Annotated in this window: 18 protein-coding genes, 1 tRNA gene and 1 pseudogene; 10 read left to right on the top strand and 10 right to left on the bottom strand. The window is 52.8% G+C overall.

Translation table 11 applies throughout. The features are described from left to right. Nucleotides 1–13: 13 nt before the first annotated feature. The 3 genes from ybtX to ybtP are packed head-to-tail and all read right to left on the bottom strand — an operon-like array spanning nt 14 to nt 4,788. Entirely contained in the window at nt 14–1,294 is a 1,281-nt protein-coding gene (gene ybtX / locus OGV94_RS18395; RefSeq protein ID WP_080625436.1) for a yersiniabactin-associated zinc MFS transporter YbtX, read from the bottom strand. Then, complete coding sequence (ybtQ, locus tag OGV94_RS18390) at nt 1,287–3,089, bottom strand: yersiniabactin ABC transporter ATP-binding/permease protein YbtQ (protein ID WP_080625437.1); 1,803 nt, start codon at nt 3,087–3,089, stop codon at nt 1,287–1,289. The genes ybtX and ybtQ overlap by 8 nt, the downstream gene beginning before the upstream one ends. Further along, the gene (gene ybtP / locus OGV94_RS18385; protein WP_286518570.1) at nt 3,076–4,788 is read right to left on the bottom strand and encodes a yersiniabactin ABC transporter ATP-binding/permease protein YbtP; all 1,713 of its coding nucleotides are present in this window, start codon (nt 4,786–4,788) and stop codon (nt 3,076–3,078) included. Before ybtP ends, ybtQ begins: the two co-directional genes overlap by 14 nt. A 256-nt stretch (nt 4,789–5,044) precedes the next feature. Between ybtP and ybtA the strand changes: the two genes are divergently transcribed. The 3 genes and pseudogenes from ybtA to OGV94_RS18370 form a co-directional block, all read left to right on the top strand. Further along, nucleotides 5,045–6,004 (top strand): yersiniabactin transcriptional regulator YbtA, encoded by a 960-nt coding sequence (ybtA, locus tag OGV94_RS18380; protein ID WP_286523924.1) that lies wholly within the window; start codon nt 5,045–5,047, stop codon nt 6,002–6,004. Nucleotides 6,005–6,205: 201 nt separating this feature from the next. Then, complete coding sequence (fyuA, locus tag OGV94_RS18375; protein WP_047412256.1) at nt 6,206–8,227, top strand: siderophore yersiniabactin receptor FyuA; 2,022 nt, start codon at nt 6,206–6,208, stop codon at nt 8,225–8,227. Between the two features lie 101 nt (nt 8,228–8,328). Continuing rightward, nucleotides 8,329–8,603 (top strand): annotated as a pseudogene (locus OGV94_RS18370) (DUF4942 domain-containing protein); the annotation flags it as partial. A 95-nt stretch (nt 8,604–8,698) separates the two neighbouring features. Here the strand turns inward: OGV94_RS18370 and OGV94_RS18365 are convergent. Both OGV94_RS18365 and OGV94_RS18360 read right to left on the bottom strand, forming a co-directional pair. Beyond that, a tRNA-Ser gene (locus OGV94_RS18365) sits at nt 8,699–8,786 on the bottom strand. 143 nt (nt 8,787–8,929) lie between these two features. After that, nucleotides 8,930–10,558 carry an ABC transporter substrate-binding protein gene (locus OGV94_RS18360; RefSeq protein WP_286523922.1) on the bottom strand — a complete coding sequence of 543 codons (1,629 nt, stop codon included), beginning with the start codon at nt 10,556–10,558 and terminating at the stop codon, nt 8,930–8,932. A 270-nt stretch (nt 10,559–10,828) separates the two neighbouring features. On the opposite strand from OGV94_RS18360, the gene yccA reads away from it, so the two are divergent. After that, a complete protein-coding gene (yccA, locus tag OGV94_RS18355; RefSeq protein ID WP_043015806.1) occupies nt 10,829–11,488 on the top strand; it encodes an FtsH protease modulator YccA in 660 nt (219 codons plus the stop codon). A 57-nt stretch (nt 11,489–11,545) separates the two neighbouring features. Here yccA and OGV94_RS18350 read toward each other — a convergent pair whose 3' ends face one another. Then, nucleotides 11,546–12,022, bottom strand: coding sequence for a hypothetical protein (locus tag OGV94_RS18350; RefSeq protein ID WP_043015805.1), 477 nt, complete (start codon nt 12,020–12,022; stop codon nt 11,546–11,548). Further along, nucleotides 12,019–12,774, bottom strand: a complete 756-nt coding sequence (locus OGV94_RS18345) for a winged helix-turn-helix domain-containing protein (protein ID WP_075144911.1) — start codon at nt 12,772–12,774, stop codon at nt 12,019–12,021. The genes OGV94_RS18350 and OGV94_RS18345 overlap by 4 nt, the downstream gene beginning before the upstream one ends. Nucleotides 12,775–13,082: 308 nt before the next feature. Here OGV94_RS18345 and OGV94_RS18340 point away from each other — a divergent pair, with 308 nt between their 5' ends. The 6 genes from OGV94_RS18340 (at nt 13,083) to tusE (ending at nt 19,318) form a co-directional block, all read left to right on the top strand. After that, nucleotides 13,083–13,826 carry a fimbrial protein gene (locus OGV94_RS18340; RefSeq protein ID WP_286523920.1) on the top strand — a complete coding sequence of 248 codons (744 nt, stop codon included), beginning with the start codon at nt 13,083–13,085 and terminating at the stop codon, nt 13,824–13,826. Nucleotides 13,827–13,901: 75 nt separating this feature from the next. Continuing rightward, nucleotides 13,902–14,408, top strand: coding sequence for a CS1 type fimbrial major subunit (locus tag OGV94_RS18335; RefSeq protein WP_043015802.1), 507 nt, complete (start codon nt 13,902–13,904; stop codon nt 14,406–14,408). 72 nt (nt 14,409–14,480) lie between these two features. After that, the gene (locus tag OGV94_RS18330) at nt 14,481–17,198 is read left to right on the top strand and encodes a TcfC E-set like domain-containing protein (RefSeq protein ID WP_286523918.1); all 2,718 of its coding nucleotides are present in this window, start codon (nt 14,481–14,483) and stop codon (nt 17,196–17,198) included. A gap of 1 nt (nt 17,199) precedes the next feature. Next, entirely contained in the window at nt 17,200–18,357 is a 1,158-nt protein-coding gene (locus OGV94_RS18325) for a CblD like pilus biogenesis initiator family protein (protein WP_052128074.1), read from the top strand. 10 nt (nt 18,358–18,367) lie between these two features. After that, on the top strand, nt 18,368–18,919 hold the full coding sequence (locus tag OGV94_RS18320) for a LuxR C-terminal-related transcriptional regulator (protein WP_075144914.1): 552 nt from the start codon (nt 18,368–18,370) through the stop codon (nt 18,917–18,919). 69 nt (nt 18,920–18,988) lie between these two features. Then, entirely contained in the window at nt 18,989–19,318 is a 330-nt protein-coding gene (gene tusE, locus OGV94_RS18315) for a sulfurtransferase TusE (protein ID WP_043015798.1), read from the top strand. On the opposite strand, the gene yccX is transcribed toward tusE, so the two are convergent. The 3 genes from yccX to OGV94_RS18300 are packed head-to-tail and all read right to left on the bottom strand — an operon-like array spanning nt 19,315 to nt 20,996. Further along, nucleotides 19,315–19,596, bottom strand: coding sequence for an acylphosphatase (gene yccX, locus OGV94_RS18310; protein WP_020996508.1), 282 nt, complete (start codon nt 19,594–19,596; stop codon nt 19,315–19,317). The genes tusE and yccX overlap by 4 nt on opposite strands. Nucleotides 19,597–19,642: 46 nt before the next feature. Then, on the bottom strand, nt 19,643–20,431 hold the full coding sequence (locus tag OGV94_RS18305) for an AraC family transcriptional regulator (RefSeq protein ID WP_043015797.1): 789 nt from the start codon (nt 20,429–20,431) through the stop codon (nt 19,643–19,645). A 13-nt stretch (nt 20,432–20,444) separates the two neighbouring features. Next, entirely contained in the window at nt 20,445–20,996 is a 552-nt protein-coding gene (locus tag OGV94_RS18300) for a YbhB/YbcL family Raf kinase inhibitor-like protein (RefSeq protein ID WP_075144915.1), read from the bottom strand. Nucleotides 20,997–21,039 lie beyond the last annotated feature (43 nt).

Here is a 21,039-nt window from a genome sequence, read left to right as displayed (position 1 = left end):
TGTTATTCCCGGATCAATCAATTGCGCTTGTCATCAATTCTTTTGCCGAATGCAGCCGGATATAAGCACCCCACGCCGCCAGCAACGTTAATCCCCCGGCAAACAGGAAGCAGACAACATAGCCAAAATGTTGAGCAACAACGCCGCCGATAACGCCCGCCAGAATGGCGATTGCCGCGTCAGTACATTGAAAGAGGGTGAAGTCGACCCCGGCCTGCAAAGGCGATGAAAGCGACATCAGCGTGGCGTAAAGACAGACCAGCGCGCAGGCCAGCGAAATGGACTGGACAATAACCAGACACTGGAGAATCGACAGCAGCAGATGACCCGGCGTTATCAGGAGCGTCATCACCACCGCCAGCAGCGCGATCCCCTGGACGCCATAAGCCGTCAACAGCGCTCTGCCGGGTGAGGTGTATTTCATCAGTAATCCGCCGGCCAGCGTTCCTGCTATTCCCGCTGCAATATTGCCGCCGCTGAACAGCGCGCCCAACGCTGACATGCTTAACCCATGATCCAACAACAGCGGAGCCAGAAGGGGCAGCACAAATCGCATGCCTGAATTCAGCATTAATACCAGCAGTAAGCCCAGGCGCGTCTGTTCCCTGCTTAGCGCATAACCTAAGGCCGGAACATGCGGGATAGTCGCTGTTCGCTTCGGCTCTTTAATACGCCACAACGGGAATGACAGCGCCATAATCAACACCGCCATCATTAGCATGGCGACAGGCCAGCCGGATGATGCCGACAGCATCAGGAACACCCCGCCTCCGCACATCATTCCCAGATAGCTACCGCCGACCTGCACGCTGTTTCCCCAGCCGTAACCCGCACGGGTAAGTTGATCGACGCAAAAGCCGTCGCTGGCGATATCAATGGTGGAGGCAACCGTGCCTGCCACCATAAACAGAACAAATAACGCGACGATTTGCGTATCGGGAAATCCCCCTTCTCGCCCGAACCAGCCAATCGCTGCGGCAATCGTCAGGATCGCCGCTAACACAACCTGACCCCGCAGAATTAACATGCGGGAACGGCGTTCCTGGCTGCCGGGCGGAAGCCGCCAGCGTTCGATCCACGGCGCCCAAATAAACTTCAGCGCCCAGGGCAGCATGAACAGGGTTGTCGCACCGGCCAGCGCCAGCGAACCGCCTGCAGCTCGCACCAGCGCGGGTAATGACTGCATAGACAGCGCCGATACCAGGCTTTGTGTCACATAGACGCCGGCAATAGCAAAAATCACCCGTCCGGCCGTCAACGTCAGTGGTTTCACATTCGACTGAACATCACTCATGTTCCCATACTCCAGGCGCGGAAACCCCTACGTCGCGCCACGCGCGCGCGGCCAATTGCGCCTGCCACATTGCCTGATAACGTCCATGTTGAGAGAGCAATTGCGCATGGGTACCCTGCTCAACCACCTGCCCTTCTTTCATCACCAGAATGTTTCCGGCCCCGGCGATGGTGGATAAACGGTGAGCAATGATAATCACCGTCCGGTTGTGAACCAAATTATCGATCGCTTTTTGCACCGCCAGCTCACTTTCAATATCCAGCGCTGCGGTCGGTTCATCGAGAATGACGACCGGCGCGTTTTTCAATAACGCCCTGGCAATAGAAATTCGCTGGCGTTCGCCGCCCGAAAGCTGACCGCCCATCTCCCCCATTGGTGTCAGCCAGCCTTGCGGAAGACGGGAAATAAACTCAAGGCACTGTGCCGCGCGGGCGGCCTCTTCCACCTCCTGTTGCGTCGCCTGCGGGCGCGCGATACGGATATTCGCCAGCAGTGTGTCATCGAACAGCCAGACATCCTGGAAAACAACAGAAATCAGACTATTGAGCTGTTCCGGAGTCAGGCGACGAATATCGACGCCGCCAATAGAAATCTGCCCTTGCTGTGGATCGGCATAGCGCATTAACAATTTAGTGACTGTGGTTTTGCCTGCGCCGGAGGCACCCACCAGCGCGCTCATACTGGCTGCCGGGAACGTCAAAGAAACATGATTAAGCGCGTGGCCGTCGCCTTCTTCGTAGCGATAGCTGACGTTGTCAAAGCGGATATCGTAACGTTCCGGCATCTCGCTTTGCTCTGCAACGGGAAGCGGCGCTACCGCCATAAACTGCTCAATCCGTTGCAGGGCGCTGGCGATCAGTTCCACAACTGAGGTGTAGCTGATAAACATCGCCATCGGTTCTGAAAAGCGCATAATCATCGCGACGGCGGCAATCAGAAAGGCGAGGTTCAAAGTACCCGTCCCCACCCAGACGATCCCGGATAACACCACCACCTGCAGGCCCAACTCCACGACGCTGGCGATCAGCATCGTCGCGCCTGCGCCCTGACGATGGGTGCGGGTCTGTAAGTTTTCCAACGCATTGAAATGCGCCAGCAGCGCCCGGCTTTTTTCAGCATCGCTGCCGCAGGTACGCAATACCATCATCCCCTGAGCAAACTCAACGATATCTCCGCTCAGCTGCTGGTGCGCTTCCCCCAGCGTCTGCATTTGTCGCCGCATCGCCGGGCGGCGCCAGTAATAAAACGGCACCAGCAGAGGGAAAATTAGCAACATCACCAGCCCCAGCCGCCAGTCTATCCACAAAGTCGCCAGTGACGCCGTCAGCGGCGTGACGCTGGTGAGCAGCAAAATATTGGCTATCGCAATAACATAATTGAGGTTTTCATCCACGCTGCCCAGCAGTAAGGCGTTCATTTCGCCCGCCCTGCCGCGCTGGAGCTTTTCCAGCGGCACGCGACGTAACTGCTCCCCTATTCGCAGGCGTAACTCATGGGTGGCCTGCGCCAGATGACCACGGTATTCAAAGCCCAGGCCATACCAGCGTAGCGCCAGCGTCACAAATGCAGCAACGCTGAAGGCCACAGCCCAGTTGAGAAGTTGCGGCGCGTCTCCCCGTAACAGCGCATCAATGATCGGATAAAGACAGGCAAAGGCGATCCCCTGCATAAATGCCGCCAGCAACAAGGCTAGCATACAGCGTCGCAGCATCCTGGCCTGGCTGCCAACGCTGGAGATAAGCTGGCGCCAGATGACGCGCCAGGCGAGGTTATCCGCAGGATTATTGTCTTTCATTTTCCGCCACCTCTTCCTGTGTTCCACCCGGCAGCCAATGCTGCGCCTGCTGATAGTGTTGCCAGAGCCGTTGATACAGCCCCCCCTGCGCCAACAGTTGCGTATGGCTCCCCATTTCCCTGAGCTGTCCGTCGGAAAACAGCAATATCACATCGGCCTGAGTCACCATTGAGAGTCGATGCGCGACCATGATGACCGTCCTGCCGCGCATGGCTGCCGCGAGCGCCTTGATAAGCGCCGCCTCGTTTTCCGGGTCAGCAAACGCCGTCGCCTCATCGAGTACCAGAATGGGGCGATCTTGTAAAAGCGCCCGGGCGATGGTGATGCGCTGCCGCTGGCCACCTGAGAGAAATACGCCGCGTTCCCCAACTCGCGTGTTGTAACTTTCTGGCAGCGCGCTAATAAAATCATGGGCCTGCGCCACTCTGGCCGCGGCGATTACCGCCTCCAGCGGCGTATCCGGTGCACCCAGACGAATGTTATTGGCTATCGTGTCGGCAAAAAGGAAGTTGTCCTGAAACACAAACGAGAGTTGCTTCATTAAGGTGTCCGTCTGCATATCGCGCAGATCCACACCGCCAATACGGATATGGCCTTTGTCTGGATCGGCGTAACGCAGCAGCAAGCGCGCCACTGTGCTTTTTCCGGCACCGCTTGGCCCAACCAGCGCCACAATTTTCCCGGCGGGCACATGAAAGCTTACCTTCTGCAACGCGGCGCCAGTACGCGCTTGCGGATAATGAAAGCTCACCTGATCGAAGGTAATGCTCGCCTCTTTCGGTTGCTGGTCAAACAGCGACAGCGATAACTCCGGCATCGCGAGAACCTGATAAATACGTTGAATGCTTAAACGTGTTTGTGCGACTAGATTATTGAGCATCATCATTGGCATCACAGCTTCGGCCATTCCGCTGCCCAGCAGTAAAACGGCTACCCACGCGATAAAATCGAGACTGCCATAATGCAACAGGCCGTACCCCGACCAAATCAGGACAAACAGGGTCGGGAGAGGATTCAGAATTGAGAATGAGAAACGCGCTGAAAAACCGGCTTTGCGATACCAGGTTTTGAGCACATCGGCCCACTCTTCAAGAGCGCGTTGATAACGCAAAAAACTGGTGCTGCCGCTATCAAACATTCTCACTACGGGCATGGCCTGTACGAACTCAATAACCGCCGCGCTGACTTGCTCACGCGCCTTATGATAACGCTGAGCCATATCTTCCGAACGCTGGCGGGTCAGCACGAGAACAATTAAGCCAAATGCCAGTACCCCCAACGTCGCGATTGCAAGCCGCCAGTCCAGCCAGAACAAGATAACGATTGTCGCCAGCGGCATGATGATCGCGCGGGCATAGAGCGGCGTACTGTCGGCGACAAAGATATGTAACGACTTCACGTCATCCAGCATCACTTTCGCCACTGCCCCGCTACCCATTTGCTGTAACACACCAGGCGGAAGCTGCAATGCTTTACGGGCTAGCCTGCTGCGCAGAATATTCTCCAGATGAAAAGCCGCATAATGAGAAGTGTTAAACGCCAGTAGGCGCAGAACAAAAGTTAAGACCACGCAGCCGATCAAGCCGCCCAGCGTCCAGACCGGAAGATCGTCTGGCGTCGCACGAATATCGCGCAAACTCCACGCCAGAAAAAGAAGAGCCCCCAGGCTGGTTAATGCCGCCAGTCCTGCCAGCGCCATAGCTAAAATAACCTTCCTGCGAACCGGGGTAATCACCTGCCAGAGAGGAAATCGGGACGGTGATTCAGTATTGGATGATTGAGATGACATGGGAGTAACTGAATTTCCTGATGAATTTTTACAGACACCAAAAACGGCAATTCATGGTGGCGTTCTGATAATTAATGTGAATAATAACCATTATCAATAACTCATCTACCCCATTCAGTTCTTTTTTTACCCGCATTGGTCTAAGCCACAGGGAGATAACCCGGTCATGACGGAGTCACCGCAAACGCAATCTGAAATCTCTATTCACCAGTTGGTGGTCGGGAAACCTGCAAACGATGGCAATATTCCCGCTCAGTGTGAACTGCTGCGCTATTCGTTGCAGGAAGGTATGGATATTTTGCTCTGGAGGGGCCATTTTGCGCGGCCTGAGACGTTGCAGCTACACGATGATCTTGGCAGGATTAACTTCTCGTGCATCCTGGAAGGCACATCGCGATTTGCGATTCTGGGACTCAGGCGCCGCACCGAATGGGAGCTTACGCGCAATCGCCATTACATTACCCATACGCCAGACTGCCGCGGCAGCGCCTCCTATTGTGGCCGATTCGAGAGCATTACCCTCTCCTTCAGTCCTGAAACTCTCGCGCAGTGGGTACCGGATATTAGCGCGCCCATTAAGAATAATATCGATTCCCACTGCTGTTGCCAGCAGCAGCGTTGTAATGCTGAAACCCACTTAACGGCTCAGGCCTTGCGTCACGCGCTGATGCGCATGCACGACGGCTTCAGCCATGAACAAAAGCCGTCGACGCTATGGTTGCAGGGGCAAAGTCTGGTCATGCTCAGTCTGGTGCTGGATGAACATCGTGAAGACGCCAGTTGCCTCTCCTGCCACTTCAACCCGATGGAACGCCAGAAACTACTGCGGGCGAAGGATCTGCTGCTGGCTGATCTAACGCAAGCACCGGGCGTCGCGGAACTGGCCAGAGAATCCGGTCTGAGCGTTCTCAAAATTAAGCGAGGCTTCCGCGTTCTGTTCAACAACAGCGTCTATGGCCTGTTTCAGGCTGAACGAATGCAGGAAGCCAGAAAACGACTGGCTAACGGCAATACCTCAGTCATGACGGTGGCGGCCGATCTGGGCTATGCCAACGCCAGCCATTTCTCTGCCGCCTTCCAGAAACAGTTCGGCGTAACCCCCTCGACCTTTAAACGCTTGATTTAACCAGAGTCCCGCCCCATAAATTGCTCCCTGACGGAGGCCTGGATACCCCATCCGGGCCTCTGCTCTTTCCACCAGTCACCAACCCGAAACGGGCATAAATAAACCCGTTTCGGGTAGCACCTCTATTAGAAATAGTTATCATTTTCAATTCACTATTGTCGGTATTTTTGGCGTTTCGCCGTCTTACAGGGACTCACAACAATGAAAATGACACGGCTTTATCCTCTGGCCTTGGGGGGATTATTGCTCCCCGCCATTGCTAATGCCCAGACTTCACAGCAAGACGAAAGCACGCTGGTGGTTACCGCCAGTAAACAATCTTCCCGCTCGGCATCAGCCAACAATGTCTCGTCTACCGTTGTCAGCGCGCCGCAGTTAAGCGACGCCGGCGTTACCGCCAGCGACAAACTCCCCAGAGTTTTGCCTGGGCTTAATATAGAAAACAGCGGCAACATGCTTTTTTCGACGATCTCGCTACGCGGCATCTCTTCGGCGCAGGACTTCTATAACCCCGCCGTCACCCTGTATGTCGATGGCGTTCCTCAGCTTTCCACCAACACCATCCAGGCGCTTACCGATGTACAAAGCGTGGAGTTGCTGCGTGGCCCACAGGGAACGTTATATGGCAAAAGCGCTCAGGGCGGAATCATCAACATCGTCACCCAGCAGCCGGACAGCACGCCGCGCGGCTATATTGAAGGCGGCGTCAGCAGCCGCGACAGTTATCGAAGTAAGTTCAATCTGAGTGGCCCTATTCAGGATGGCCTGCTGTACGGCAGCGTCACCCTGTTACGCCAGGTTGATGACGGCGACATGATTAACCCCGCGACGGGAAGCGATGACTTAGGCGGCACCCGCGCCAGCATAGGGAATGTGAAACTGCGTCTCGCCCCAGACGACCAGCCCTGGGAAATGGGCTTTGCCACCTCACGCGAATGTACCCGCGCTACCCAGGACGCCTATGTGGGATGGAATGATATTAAGGGCCGTAAGCTCTCACTTAGCGATGGTTCACCAGACCCGTACATGCGGCGCTGCACTGACAGCCAGACCCTGAGTGGAAAATACACCACCGATGAGTGGGTTTTCAATCTGATCAGCGCCTGGCAGCAGCAGCATTATTCGCGCACCTTCCCTTCCGGTTCGTTAATCGTCAATATGCCTCAGCGCTGGAATCAGGATGTACAGGAGCTACGCGCCGCTACCCTGGGCGATGCGCGTACCGTTGATATGGTGTTTGGGCTGTACCGGCAGAACACCCGCGAGAAGTTAAATTCAGCCTACGATATGCCGACAATGCCTTATTTAAGCAGTACCGGCTATACCACCGCTGAAACCCTGGCCGCATACAGTGACCTGACCTGGCATTTGACCGAGCGATTTGATATCGGCGGTGGCGTGCGCTTCTCGCATGATAAGGCCAGTACACAATATCACGGCAGCATGCTCGGCAACCCGTTTGGCGACCAGGGCAAGAGCAATGACGATCAGGTGCTCGGACAGCTATCCGCAGGCTATATGCTGACCGACGACTGGAGAGTGTATACCCGTGTAGCCCAGGGATATAAACCTTCCGGGTACAACATCGTGCCTACTGCCGGTCTTGATGCCAAACCGTTCGTCGCAGAAAAATCCATCAACTATGAACTTGGCACTCGCTACGAAACCGCTGACGTCACGCTGCAAGCCGCGACGTTTTATACCCACACCAAAGACATGCAGCTCTACTCTGGCCCGGTTGGGATGCAGACATTAAGCAATGCGGGGAAAGCCGACGCTACCGGCGTTGAGCTTGAAGCGAAATGGCGGTTTGCGCCAGGCTGGTCGTGGGATATCAATGGCAACGTGATCCGTTCCGAATTCACCAATGACAGTGAGTTGTATCACGGCAACCGGGTACCGTTCGTACCACGTTATGGCGCAGGTAGCAGTGTGAACGGCGTAATTGATACGCGCTATGGCGCACTGATGCCCCGACTGGCGGTTAATCTGGTCGGGCCGCATTATTTCGATGGCGATAACCAGTTGCGGCAGGGCACCTATGCCACCCTGGACAGCAGCCTGGGCTGGCAGGCGACTGAACGGCTGAACATTTCCGTCTATGTCGATAATCTGTTCGACCGTCGTTACCGTACCTATGGTTACATGAACGGCAGCAGCGCCGTCGCGCAGGTCAATATGGGGCGCACCATCGGAATCAATACGCGTATTGATTTCTTCTAATAGTTTATAAAGGGATGCAGCAACCGCATCCCTATTACAACTGAATTGGTATATTCAACAACGACGAAGATACGACCGACTCTACAGTACTGCTGCCCCATATTGAACAAGCCCCTACTGACGCCGAAATCTTAACCGATCATACTGATGTCATTTACTCCACCAGCGTTGAGCCCATTGTGACAGGGCGTAATGCTGCACTGACACAGATTGAGACACAGATACGCCAGCTTAACGATATCACCGAAGTATCGGTGGCAAAACGGCTCTGGACTGGGCTATGAAGCAGGATTTTCGCTGCGGCGGCTGGTTACTGGAAAAAACTGAAACTGCTATGAAAGTCATCACCCGCAACCTCGATCGCGGTATATGGCGGGTCATGATCGGCAGTGCGAACCAGACGGCAATGGCATACTGGAAACCAATAAAAAAGAAAAAACCCAAGTCGCATAACGACTTGGGTTTCATGTTTGGCGGAAGCGTAGAGATTCGAACTCTAGAACCCTTTCGGGTCGCCGGTTTTCAAGACCGGTGCCTTCAACCGCTCGGCCACGCTTCCAATGAGGCGCACTATAAACATCCCGAACGGACCTGTAAAGCACCAATGTGTTCGTTTGCCTGAAAAACAGCCAAAATGTTATTAATCGACTGAAATAACAACAAATTGACCGTTTATTCAGCACAAATGCAGGACTGCAGCACTCAATGTTTTTTGATGAACATATCTTTGGTGTAGTAGTTTCCCCGGTTATCCGGCGCAAATCCCCCCACCCACGGCTTCACGAGATGCGTACGGACATAGTGGTAAACCGGAATCGCTGGCACATCCTCGCCTAAAAGGTCTTCAGCCTGCTGGTAGTATTTGCCTCGCTCCTGGAGCGAAGTTGCTTTCGCTGCATTTCGCATCGCTTCGTCAAAGGTGGGATTACTGTACTTCGTTGTATTTTCACTATCACCGGTACGGAAAATATTGAGGAAGCTTGAGGCATCATCATAATCGGCTATCCACGCATAGCGCACGACGTCAAAATTACCGGTATGCATAGTATCCAGCATGGTTTTCCATTCCTGATTTTGCAGTTTCGCCTCTACGCCAAGATTTTTCTTCCACATTGACGATGCGGCAATGGCAATACGCTGGTGCGTTTCGAAGGTGTTGTAGAGCAGATTTACGTTAAGCGGATGTTCAGGGCCAAAACCGGCTTCAGCCAGCAGTTTCTTCGCTTCGGCAATACGTTTTTCGAGCGGCCACGACGCATATTCCGGCGCATGCAGTTGAACTCCCCCTATTTCCGGCTGGCTGATAACCCACGCCGCGCGTTGCCCCTGCCCCATCACCTTTTGTGCAATGATGTCTTTATCTAACGCCATATTTAGCGCCCGACGCACGCGCGGGTCATTAAATGGCGCTCGGGTCGTATTGAACTGATAGTAATAAGTCGAAAGCTGAGGTGAAACATGGAGTTCATCGCCCATCGTCTTCTTCAACTGCGCGAACTGATTGACCGGTACGCTATACACAATGTCGATTTCACCAGCCTTATAGCGGTTAACGTCAGCGGACTCGGAACTGATGGGCAAATAGGTGACCTTATTAATAATCGTGTGCCGATCGTCCCAATAATGTGGGTTACGCTCGGCAACAATGCGCTCATTGACCACCCACTGCGATAATTTGTACGGTCCGCTACTGACAAAATGTTCTGGTCGGGTCCACTTATCGCCAAAGCGGCCTATTAGCACTTTATCCAGCGGGACCAGCGACGGGTGCGCCAGCATCGCCAGAAACGCCGCCGTCGGCTGCGTCAGGATAATCTCCAGCGTGTTGTCATCGAGGGCTTTTACCCCCAGCGTGGCGGGATCTTTTTTCCCTTGAGCAATATCGAGGGCGTTTGCAACATGCATATTGCCCAAATACGAAGAATAAGGTGAAGCCGTTTGCGGCGAGACCAGGCGCTGCCAGCTCCAGACAACATCCTGCGCGGTAATAGCAGAACCATCTGACCAGGTTATGCCCGGGCGCAAATGAAAGGTCCAGACGGTATTGTCTTTGTTCTCCCAGGACGCGGCAAGACGGGGTTCAATAGACCCATCGGACTTAACTGCCACCAGTCCGTCGAACATATCGCTGATTAAATTAAACTCAACGTTGCTTTCAACTTTATGCGGATCCAGCGACGCTGGCTCGCTGCCGTTATTTCTGACCAGTTCCTGTTTTTCTGCAAGTAGTGTTCCTGCGGGAACATTAGCCGCTCTCGCCGCGCCGTTAATAGACATCAAACAGACAGCTAACAGCGTAAACGTCAATATCTTCGATTTATGTTGAATCATTCCCTTTACCTTATTGCTCTGTTTTAGGTAGACACCGTTGTCACTGTCAGAGAGATTCGGGAATAACGCAATATTTTTCAGTTACCTGGCAGATGTGGATCTGACATTTTTGCACATACAGTGCTAACATCTGATTCGGGAGCTTTTGTTGAAATAATATGCTTAAGCCCGGCGGGTTAAAATGCGTAAAGATGGGTAAAACCGCTGTGTCATTCCCCTTGATTTCATTATCCTCCATCATTAATTACATCTGTCATAAGAGAGTGACTCATGGATCGTATTATTAGTTCTTCGCGCGATCGTACATCGCTACTCAGCACGCATAAGGTGCTGCGCAATACCTATTTCCTGCTCAGCCTGACGCTGGCGTTTTCGGCGATCACTGCGACTGCCAGTACCGTACTGATGTTGCCTTCTCCGGGACTTATCCTGACGCTGGTGGGTATGTATGGTCTTATGTTCCTGACTTATAAAACGGCTGATAAACCGGTTGGTATTCTGTCAGCTTTCGCTTTCACCGGTTTCCTGGGCTACATTCTGGGACCGATACTGAACACATACCTGTCTGCGGGCATGGGTGATGTTATCGCCATGGCTTTGGGTGGTACGGCGCTGGTCTTCTTCAGTTGCTCGGCTTATGTACTGACCACACGTAAGGATATGTCCTTCCTCGGCGGTATGCTGATGGCAGGTATCGTGGTGGTGCTGATTGGTATGGTTGCAAATATTTTCCTGCAACTGCCGGCGTTACATTTGGCGATCAGCGCGGTATTTATTCTGATTTCTTCAGGCGCAATCCTGTTTGAAACCAGCAATATCATCCGTGGCGGTGAAACCAACTACATCCGTGCCACCGTCAGCCTGTACGTTTCGCTGTACAACATCTTCGTCAGCCTGCTGAGCATTCTGGGCTTTGCGAGCCGCGATTAAGCAGCATCACTGATACGAAAAAAGAGAATGCCAGTGGCATTCTCTTTTTTTTATACCTTATTCACCCTTGCAGATATAAGTAGGATAACGCCGGTCCTGAATCAGCCACACCGAGGGCGATAGCTCAGAGATGGTGAGATAATAGCGGGAGCCCGGCGAGGCAAAGCTGCCCCATTGAGCATCGGGGGTGTTGTCATTGTGTCGACGCCAGGTTTTGGCGTAGCTCAAGACAATAACCTTATCATCTTCCCGTCGCTCCCACGTAAAATCTACGTCCCTGTCAACGATAAGGCTCCGACCTTCAGCCTTTGCAGCACCTTTGTACGTGGTCAGGCCGGTACCATTACGATGAAAATAGAACTGAGCAACGGCATTGACCTTCACTTCGTTCACCTTTCCTTCATAGCGCGTAAAATTAAACTCAGTGCTGCAGGCCAACGCATCGCGTTTATAGGCTCCGCCCGTGTAGATAAAGAGCGCAACCGCTCCTCCAATTAATGCACCACCCAGCCCAAACAAAAGTTTGATTTTCATTCTTCCGCCCCGTTTTTGTAGCGAATGGTTTTACACAGGCTGGTTTCACTGACCGGACAAGCGCCAATGAATACTTCATCAGCCGCGGCAAGCGAAAAACGGGCACTGAAATAATAAATATCGTACTCCTCGCGCTCGCAAGCCACGTTATTGGCCTCCAGTCGCTCCGCTAATTTCGATAGCACTAACGGTCGTCCATGATCGTTGATAATCCAGATACTGCAACGCGCGATTTTTTCCTCGACCGGCTTTAATTTCGCCGGAACGGTTATCTCCAGCGGGCGGCTAAAATAGATGCTCGCCCCCAACGCCGCAACGATCAATGCCGCTATAATCAACCACCTTTTCAGGAACATGCGCCAGGGCAGTACGGCTTGTTGCCCGAAAGGGGGTTGCGGATCAGCAGCCTGAATGTTCTCTCCAGGCTGAAAAATTACATCGGCATCAAAACGGAAGCCATAACGCGGGACAGTGACGATAAATTCGTGCCCCTCTCCCAGAGACTGGAAGCTTTTACGCAGTTCGCTTACCGCCTTATTGAGATTATTCCCCGATGGCGTAAAGCCAAACTCTTCCCACACGCGAGCGATCAATTCCTCCCGGCTCAGGTCGCGTCCTCTGTGTTTAATAAATTCCTGCAAAAGACGAACGGCTGGCGCCGAAAGTGTTAATACAGACTCGGGTTGTCCAACAAGACTTATTACATGTGCTTCAGGATCAAATAACAACGAATTATTGCATATAAAAAACATCTTTTATTCTCGGCTGTTACCGCATGCTTTTTATTCCCTGGTACATCGACATGAAAACCGCCCCCTGAACTGCTTGTTTTTTCATCAGAAGGAATTTTCATTACATCCCTGGTCACGGTATTTTCGCTTAACTATACAACCTTAAAGCCAGAAAAGCAGGATAAAAAACTGTATATAAAGAGTTAACTAATACAAATTTTCACAAACCGCTGTTCTGGTTAAAGTTTCCCTGCCCTGAAGCCATACGAAAGCAGACGGTGTCCTGGTGTTAACGCGCCGCCTTTAAACTCAGAGCAGGCAGACTGATTGTGAAACAGAAAAAAAGAGTGAGCATGACAACCGCCTTTTATGTCGCCGCGCTGTCATTGCCATTTTTCTCAGAAATGACAATGGCCAATATGAGCGTATATCCCATGGAACTGAATGTAGACAGATCCGGTGCGGCGCAAATTAAGGTGGCTTCCAAAACGGATGATATTCAGTTCATTCGGGTGAGGCAAAAGAAAATTCTTAATCCCGGAACGCTTCAGGAAAAAGAAATCGACGTCGCTTCGTGGAAAGAAGGTGGCGTGGTGGTTACGCCAGAAAAATTTGCTCTTGCTGCAGGCGCAATGCGCGTTGTTCGTCTGGTATCGCTTATTCCGCCGAAAAAAGAGACCACCTGGCGCATGTATTTTGAAGGAGTAAAACAACCTGACAGTATTATTCCGGGCAAAGCAGAAACACCTGCGGCGATGGCGACATTGGGCGTCAATGTGATTTGGGGCGCACTGGTCCATATTGCGCCAGAAGAAAGCGTAGTTTCACTGTCGGTCGACCCTCGCCGGGGGACGTTAAAAAACAGCGGCACGCTTCGTGTGCCGCTCAGAGAGATTGGTATTTGTGATGCAAATTCATCATGTAAATGGATAAAAGAAGATGCAACGATTTATCCGGACACTGAACGGAAATTAAAAATGCTCACAATGAACCACGGTCAGAAATATAAATTTCGCTACTTCAACTGGATGAATAAAAACACTGAAGAAGCTGATTTACCCGTCGTGCAATAACACGGCATCACTGTAAAAAACCACGTGTGGTTTGTTTAAAGAGCCCAGGTGCTCATTTATAAAATGGAGATATCAATGCGTAAATTAATTAAGCCTCTGATGATTGCTGCCGCGATGACCACGTCCGTTAGCGTTCTGGCGGTCCAAAAAGATATTACCGTCAACGCCAGCGTCGATTCACAGCTCGATCTGACTCAGGCCGACAATACGCCGCTGCCAGCCAGCATCGATATGCAGTACCTGCCGGGCCGCGGGCTGGAAAGTTATCGTGTAAATACCAAAGTCTGGTCAAACTCGGCCACCAACAACGTGAAAGTGCGTTTGGTAAGCGCAGCGCAACTGAGCAATACGGAAGGCGATCAGTCCGTCCCGATGACCGTGAAGCTGGGTGATAAAACCCTGACCACCGCCGATGCCGAGTTTACCGGAACTGAACTGTTCCCGGGCAGCATTGAAAACGGTTCAGCGGTACTGCCACTGACCATTTCTCAGACCACCAAAGGCATTCTGAAAACCGGTCAATACAGCGGTGTTGTCAGTCTGATGCTGACTCAGGCGACGACCACGGAAGGCGGGGCGTAACACCGCAGTATCTAAGGAATAACATCAGAGGGTGCTCGCCCTCTGATGTCAGGATGATGTCGAGGCTCGGTCATGGCGTTTCACACAAATACTCTCCTTTTAGTTGCTTTATTACCTGCATCCATCCAACTCGCCTGCGCCGAGATGGCCGTGCCGGCAGGTTTTGAAGATCTGGCAAAAACGCAGCGTCTGTGGACAGAGGTAAACCTCTATGGCGAATCGCTTGGCCTTTTTGAAACGGATATCACGCTTGAAACGGTAAGTTTTGTCGCGCCAGAAACCCTGGTAGCGACCATCAAACGTCAGTTTAATGACGATCCTACCCTTGTTGCCACCGTGTCTGCTGCGCTGGCCGTTCCACTTGCTCGTAACGGCAACCTGGCGTGCAGCAGCAATGGTTCCGCAACGGGATGTGATTACATTGATACCCATCGCACGGCCATTATCTATGACGAGAATAACGCGCGCATTAGCCTGTTTTTGGACAAGAAATTTCTGCCTAAACAGACCACAGACAACCAGTGGTATCAGCCCACACAGGGCAGCGAGAATGCGTTGATCCATCAACAGAATATCAATTTTGTTGCTGACAGGGATTATCAGTCAGCCACCGTTCAGGGCAATGGCGCACTGGCCATGACGCAGGACGGTTACTTTAACCTCGACTGGATCTGGCTGGGGCAGCGTTCAAAGCGCCAGCAGCAGCAAGAGATAACCGTCAATAATGCCTGGTTTCGCCAGGATATCTGGCGTCAGTACTATATTCAGTTAGGCGAGATGGATACCCGCGATCTGTTCAGTAATGCCGGCGGGAATATTAACCTCAGCCAACTACCGCTGGGCAAAATTCGCGGCCTGCGTACAGGCTCGACAAGAGCATGGATTAATCCGGTTCAGCAGTCAAAGGGTACCCCCATCACCGTGCTGCTTTCCCACGACGCGCGTATTGACGCCCGCCGGGGCAATCAGTTGCTGGCCAGTTTTTATTTGAATGCCGGGGCTCAGACCCTGGACACGCGATCGTTCCCGGACGGAAGCTATACCGTGACGCTGTCCGTCTATGAAAATAACCGACTGACGCGCACCGAGCAGGTACCGTTTATCCGAACCGGCATTACACCGTTCGACCGCGTCGAGTGGTTCCTGCAGGCGGGCGAAACCGACAATAACGATCAAAACGATCAACGCAGCGCGGTCGCGCAGGCGGGAGTCCGCCTGCCTGTTACCCCAACCCTGGCACTGACCAGCGGCGTAACGATTAAGAAAAACCAGCATTTTCTGGAAAATGCTGTCGACTGGAGTCGGGGTTTTAATACGGGTCCAATCGATGGCGTGCTAAGCACCCGCTTTAGCTATCTGTACGGCAGCGAAGGACAACGCGGCAATATTCAGCAAATTAGCTATAACGACGGTTTTTCGCTGAGCTTCTATCGCAACGCGTTATCAGCGGAAAACTGCAATACCCAAAGCGCAGGATATGACGCCGTGAATGGCTGTTACCGAAGCATGTCGGTAATGTTTTCGGTCCCTGTTAGCGCCTGGTATGCCAGTCTGGGGTATTCGGATAACCGCAACGAAGGCCGGTACGTTTCACGTCGGGAACTCCCGGAAAGCGACGATCGCCACGATGTTGGCTTGCCGTGGGAGCCAGTTTATATGACACGCTCACGAACGCGGGCCTGGCAGAGTGGCTTGAGTACGACCTTCAGCACGCGCGGCCTGAACATCAACAGCAGCATTAACCTTTTCATGCGTAACGATGACTCCCGCGAAGGCAAGGATAAAGGCGGTTACCTGAGCGTGAGCCTGTCAATGGCGCATAACCGTCAGGGCGATGCGACAAGTTATACCTCTCTGGGCGCGACATGGCAGCACCAACAGCATGAAAAAAACCAGTTGAGCTACAACGTGGCGCACAACTGGTATGCCGATGCACGTGGTGAAAATGAGTATGGACTGAGCGCGTCAGGCATTAACAGCGATTCGCTCAATTCCTCTGCTTATACGCGCCAGGGTGGACGATATGGCAACGGGAGCCTGACAGTCAGCGATACCTGGGATCGTCAGGATAGGCGCCATACTCTGAGCAGCAGCGGCAATTACAGTTCAACGCTTGCACTGTCGCGCTCCGGCCTGTGGCTAGGCCGTTGGAGTGACGGACGTCCTGCCTCAGCCATCGCAGTTAACGTTGCCACACTTGGAGATTCCCAGGATCCGAACGTCACCGTGTCACTGGATAACGGCGGCAGTGCAGACATTCCAGGCAATAGCCGCGCGCTCTTCGCAGTGCCGGGTTATCAGCAGACTACGTTGACGATTAACGAATCTCTGGATGTCTCAAGGGGTGTCAGCAGTGAAATAACACAAGGCTCAGGCAGCAGAACGCTGTTTATGGTGCCGGGCAAACTGCTCCGTCGGGACGTGCAAACCACGGCAAGCTACACATGGCTCGGCCAGTTAACTGACGAACAACATTCGCCGTTTATCGGCGGTGTGCCACTGAACGTTAATGGCTGGAGCGACTTAGGCAACGGTGGGTTTAGCGCTCAGAGCGACGCTCTGCTGCATAACCTCTACCTGGTACGTCAGCAGCAGTTTTATCAGTGCGAGCTGAACGTAAAAAGTATGCGCGACGTCGTGCGTTACGTCGGGTCGATCCCTTGCCAGGAATTAACCTTCTCTGCCCTGCCGGATGCGGTCCGGCAGCAGGCCCAGTTGATGCTCGCCGGACGATCGGTAGCAACGAGTCCAACGGCCATGAATGCAGACAATTTCACAATAGGGAAATGATGTGAACAAGTGCTTTATTATTATGCTTTTCTTCAGCCTGTGGGCTGGCCAGACCCAGGCTGGCGCCCCTGCGGGACGAAACTCCAGCGTTGGGATCAGCTTCGATCGCATGGCACCGCCTGCACGTTTCGATATCTGGCTTCATGAAACCGGCGGCTACGATGCCGCCGATCCGCAAAAGTGGGGGCGCAATACCCTGACTTGTCTGTCTCGTACCGACACAACCAATGGCGCCTGCATGAACGCACCGGTCTGGTTCTCAGCGAACCCGGCTGCGCCTTATGCTATCAATTTACGTTTCAAACATGCCCTTACCAGCAAAACGGTGGACATTAAGGTCTATGGCGACCACTACATGTTTATCAATAATAAAGTCTTTACCTTTGCCAGTTTTGTCTCAGGAGGGTCTGCCGATGTTACAGCCTGGAACAGAGAACCCTACTTTGATTTCTATATCGTGAAAAGCGAACTGGAAAGGCTCGCTCTGCCTGGTATCTGGACCGCCACACTGAAGCAAAACTTGCGCCAATGGGGGAGCGCTGATTGCGGCGGGAACTTCAATGACGTCAATGTCGGATGTCCTGGCTATCTCAGCATCGCTAACTGGCAGGCCACAATACGCATTGAGGTGGTCGATCCGGGTAATCAGCAGATTTATCTGCCGGCATTTCCGCACTCAACGCCTATCGTTAACCTCAACTTGACCAACTTCCCTGGGCGGCCGGGTGGCAGTGAAATCCAGGGGGAAAACACGCTGGATATGTGTCTGTACGACGGCAAGAACAGTACCAGTACTCGCACCTATTTACGGTTTGAGGACGATGGACTCTCTTCAACAGATCGTACAGAAGGCGCATTTTCGATCCGGCGACGCGGCGGAAGTCAGATCGGTACGCGGGATCGTCTCGACTATCAGGTCTACGTCACCAATCCCGTCACCGGCGTAACCGAAACCGTCGCTAACGGAAAAACGCTGGTCTGGCAGGGCACCAACGATCCGCAGCATCTGCGTCAGGTCGTCCTGCCCGGTGGGCGTGAGAGCGTACTGTGCGTACCGGCCCCGATAGTCCTGAAAACCCCAGCGTTTGCTGCCAGCAGTAAAAATGCCGGGGATTACACCGGCACGCTACGCATTATCTACACACCCAGTACGTTATAAAGAGGCCGCAGTGAATTACGTCATTCTTGATAATAATCGTTTTTATGCGGAAGGGTTGCGCTACGCCCTTCTGCGCCGTAACGCTCAAACTCAGGTGGAGAACGGCGCGTTAAAGTGGCGCCGTTCTCTGTTGGCCTGTGACACCCTCGTTGTGCGCTGCCGTTTTTCCGTCGCGAGGACACATCTGGCGCTGGTCGACATTCTTCTTCAACTGGAGGCCAGGCGCTGGGAGGGGACAGTTTATCTGGTGTGCAATGAAAAAGGGTGGGCACTGGCCACGCATTTACGTAAGCGTTTTTCTACGCTGACCTTATATATCATTGATGACCGAATTGCCGTCGTGGATGCAGCGTATCTGTTTGCTAAAGAGCCCCGTCGGGTACGCAGTCTGAATTGCTGCCTGACTGGCATGGAGTTCAATGTTCTCGACAGGCTGGTTAACGGTCAATCGGTAAAGCATGTTGCGCATATGACGCAGATTAGCGAAAAACAGGTATCCACGTATAAATGCAACGCACTGAAAAAGCTTAATGCCAACAATCTGCTACAGCTTCTTCTATAGGTCGAGGTTTCTCACGCCGCCCCTTATTTGCTAAACTAGGGGCGGATTTTACTTTATCGACAGAGCACTATGTTCATTTTTGCAGGCCATGAAATTGAAACCGATAGCGAAGGCTATCTGAAAGATACCACGCTGTGGAACGAGCCGCTGGCGGAGAAAATCGCCGAAAACGAAGGTATCGTCCTCTCCCCCGAGCACTGGGAAGTGGTGCGTTTCGTACGCGAGTTTTATCTCGAGTTTAATACCTCCCCTGCTATCCGCATGCTGGTAAAGGCGATGGCCAACAAGTTTGGCGAAGAGAAAGGCAACAGTCGTTATCTCTACCGCCTGTTTCCGAAAGGTCCGGCTAAGCAGGCGACTAAAATTGCCGGCCTGCCGAAACCGGTGAAATGTATTTAATAGCGGATACTAAATCCCTTTAGCTCGTCGCCAGGGCGGTGCGGTTCACTGAGAACCCGATCAACCCTGGCGCTGCTCGGTCCCCCAGCTTTCAACCACTTCATCAGTTGTTCCACCCGGTCGCTTTCACCGCAGGCGACAACCTCTACGCTGCCGTCATCCATATTCTTCGCGTAACCGGTCAACCCCAGCCGTTGCGCTTCATGCTGGGTGGTGTAGCGAAATCCTACCCCCTGAACCCGGCCATAGACCCAGGCGATGATGCAAACTTTCGACATTGCGGTTCTCCTTATCAACGTAAATGAAGGAACAGGTACCGAGGCCTCATCGCACCTGTTTCGGCAGACATCCGTAATGCTGGCGAAATCTTGCAGTAAATCGTGAACCTGACAGATAGCCACAGCGTAACGCAATTTCGCCAATCGGCAGCGTGGTCGACTGTAGTTGAGAGAGCGCACAGGACATGCGCACCTCCTCGACTATCTGCCGGTAACTCTGCGATTCCATCTGTAATCGTCTGCGTAACGTCGAGGTACCGATAGACAGGTGACCGGCAATCTCCTGGGCTGTCCATAGCTTAGCAGGGGATAACATAATAAGTTGTCGCACCTGTTCAGTAAGATTAAACCGTCGCTCGATAAGCAGAGGCCCTGCCACACCATCATGCAGTAGCGCCAGCAATAATCCCATCGCCTGATGCTCCTGCAATTTTGCAGGTAAGTCCTGGCGTACTGCATCCAGCAGGCTTTCCCACATAAATGCCAGTCCGTTGCTCATTGGCGTACATAGCGACGTCAATTTTGCCGGAGGGAAATCCTCGACCCAGTTATTTTTAAACGCGGTAATGATGCTCGTCGATAGCAACAGCAAATCCGAGCGAAATGCTCCCTGTTCCGGCTGATTAATAATCTCCAGAGGCGTATTCGCCGGGATGATAATCAGCTCACCCGGTCCTGCAACCAGACGATTTTCATCCTGAATAATGACCTTACTTCCCTGCGTAATATGGCAAATAGCAGCAGAAAACAGTTTAACCCGATGCAAGCGGTGCAGATGGCCGGAACGCACCTCAGCGGTGGTAAGGTTGTTATGGCGAAAATGTACATCCTGCACCAGATTATCCTCTTTATTTTCTTGCGTAAGTGGCGGTTAATTCAGCTTTGGCAATCACGTGGCTGTTCAGCATAAAACCGACCAGGGCACCGCTGGCGTTACTGTCAATCGGCAACGCGTCTGTATTTAACGCCCACACGGTAAACTGATAGCGATGAGGTTTATCGCCCGGCGGTGGACAGGCACCACCGAATCCAGCATAACCGAAATCATTGCGTCCCTGAACTGCTCCTGCGGGTAACTTATCCATGCTGGCCCCGCCAGGAAGAGTGTGGATCTGAGCAGGAATATTTACGACGGTCCAGTGCCACCAGCCGCTTCCCGTTGGCGCATCAGGATCAAACAGCGTAATGGCAAAACTTTTGGCATCAGTTGGGGGATTTTGCCAGCTCAGTTGCGGGGAGATATTGTCGCCACTGCAGCCAAATCCCTTAAACACCTGTTTTTGCGTTAACTGCAGGTTAGCGGGTATGTCGGTGCTGTTGAGGCGAAACGTCGAGGCGGCAGAGGCATTAAAACTCAACGCGACAATGGCGGCGGTAGCCAAAGAGTAGACAGCTTTCATTGTATTTCCTTTTTCTGATTAAGAAATAGCAATGTAAACGGTG

Origin of the sequence: Citrobacter sp. Ce006, from assembly GCF_030336535.1 — a bacterium.
Lineage (GTDB): Bacteria > Pseudomonadota > Gammaproteobacteria > Enterobacterales > Enterobacteriaceae > Citrobacter > Citrobacter europaeus.
The sequence above is the reverse complement of the archived record's forward strand: the minus strand, read 5'-3'. Positions and strand labels throughout refer to the sequence as shown.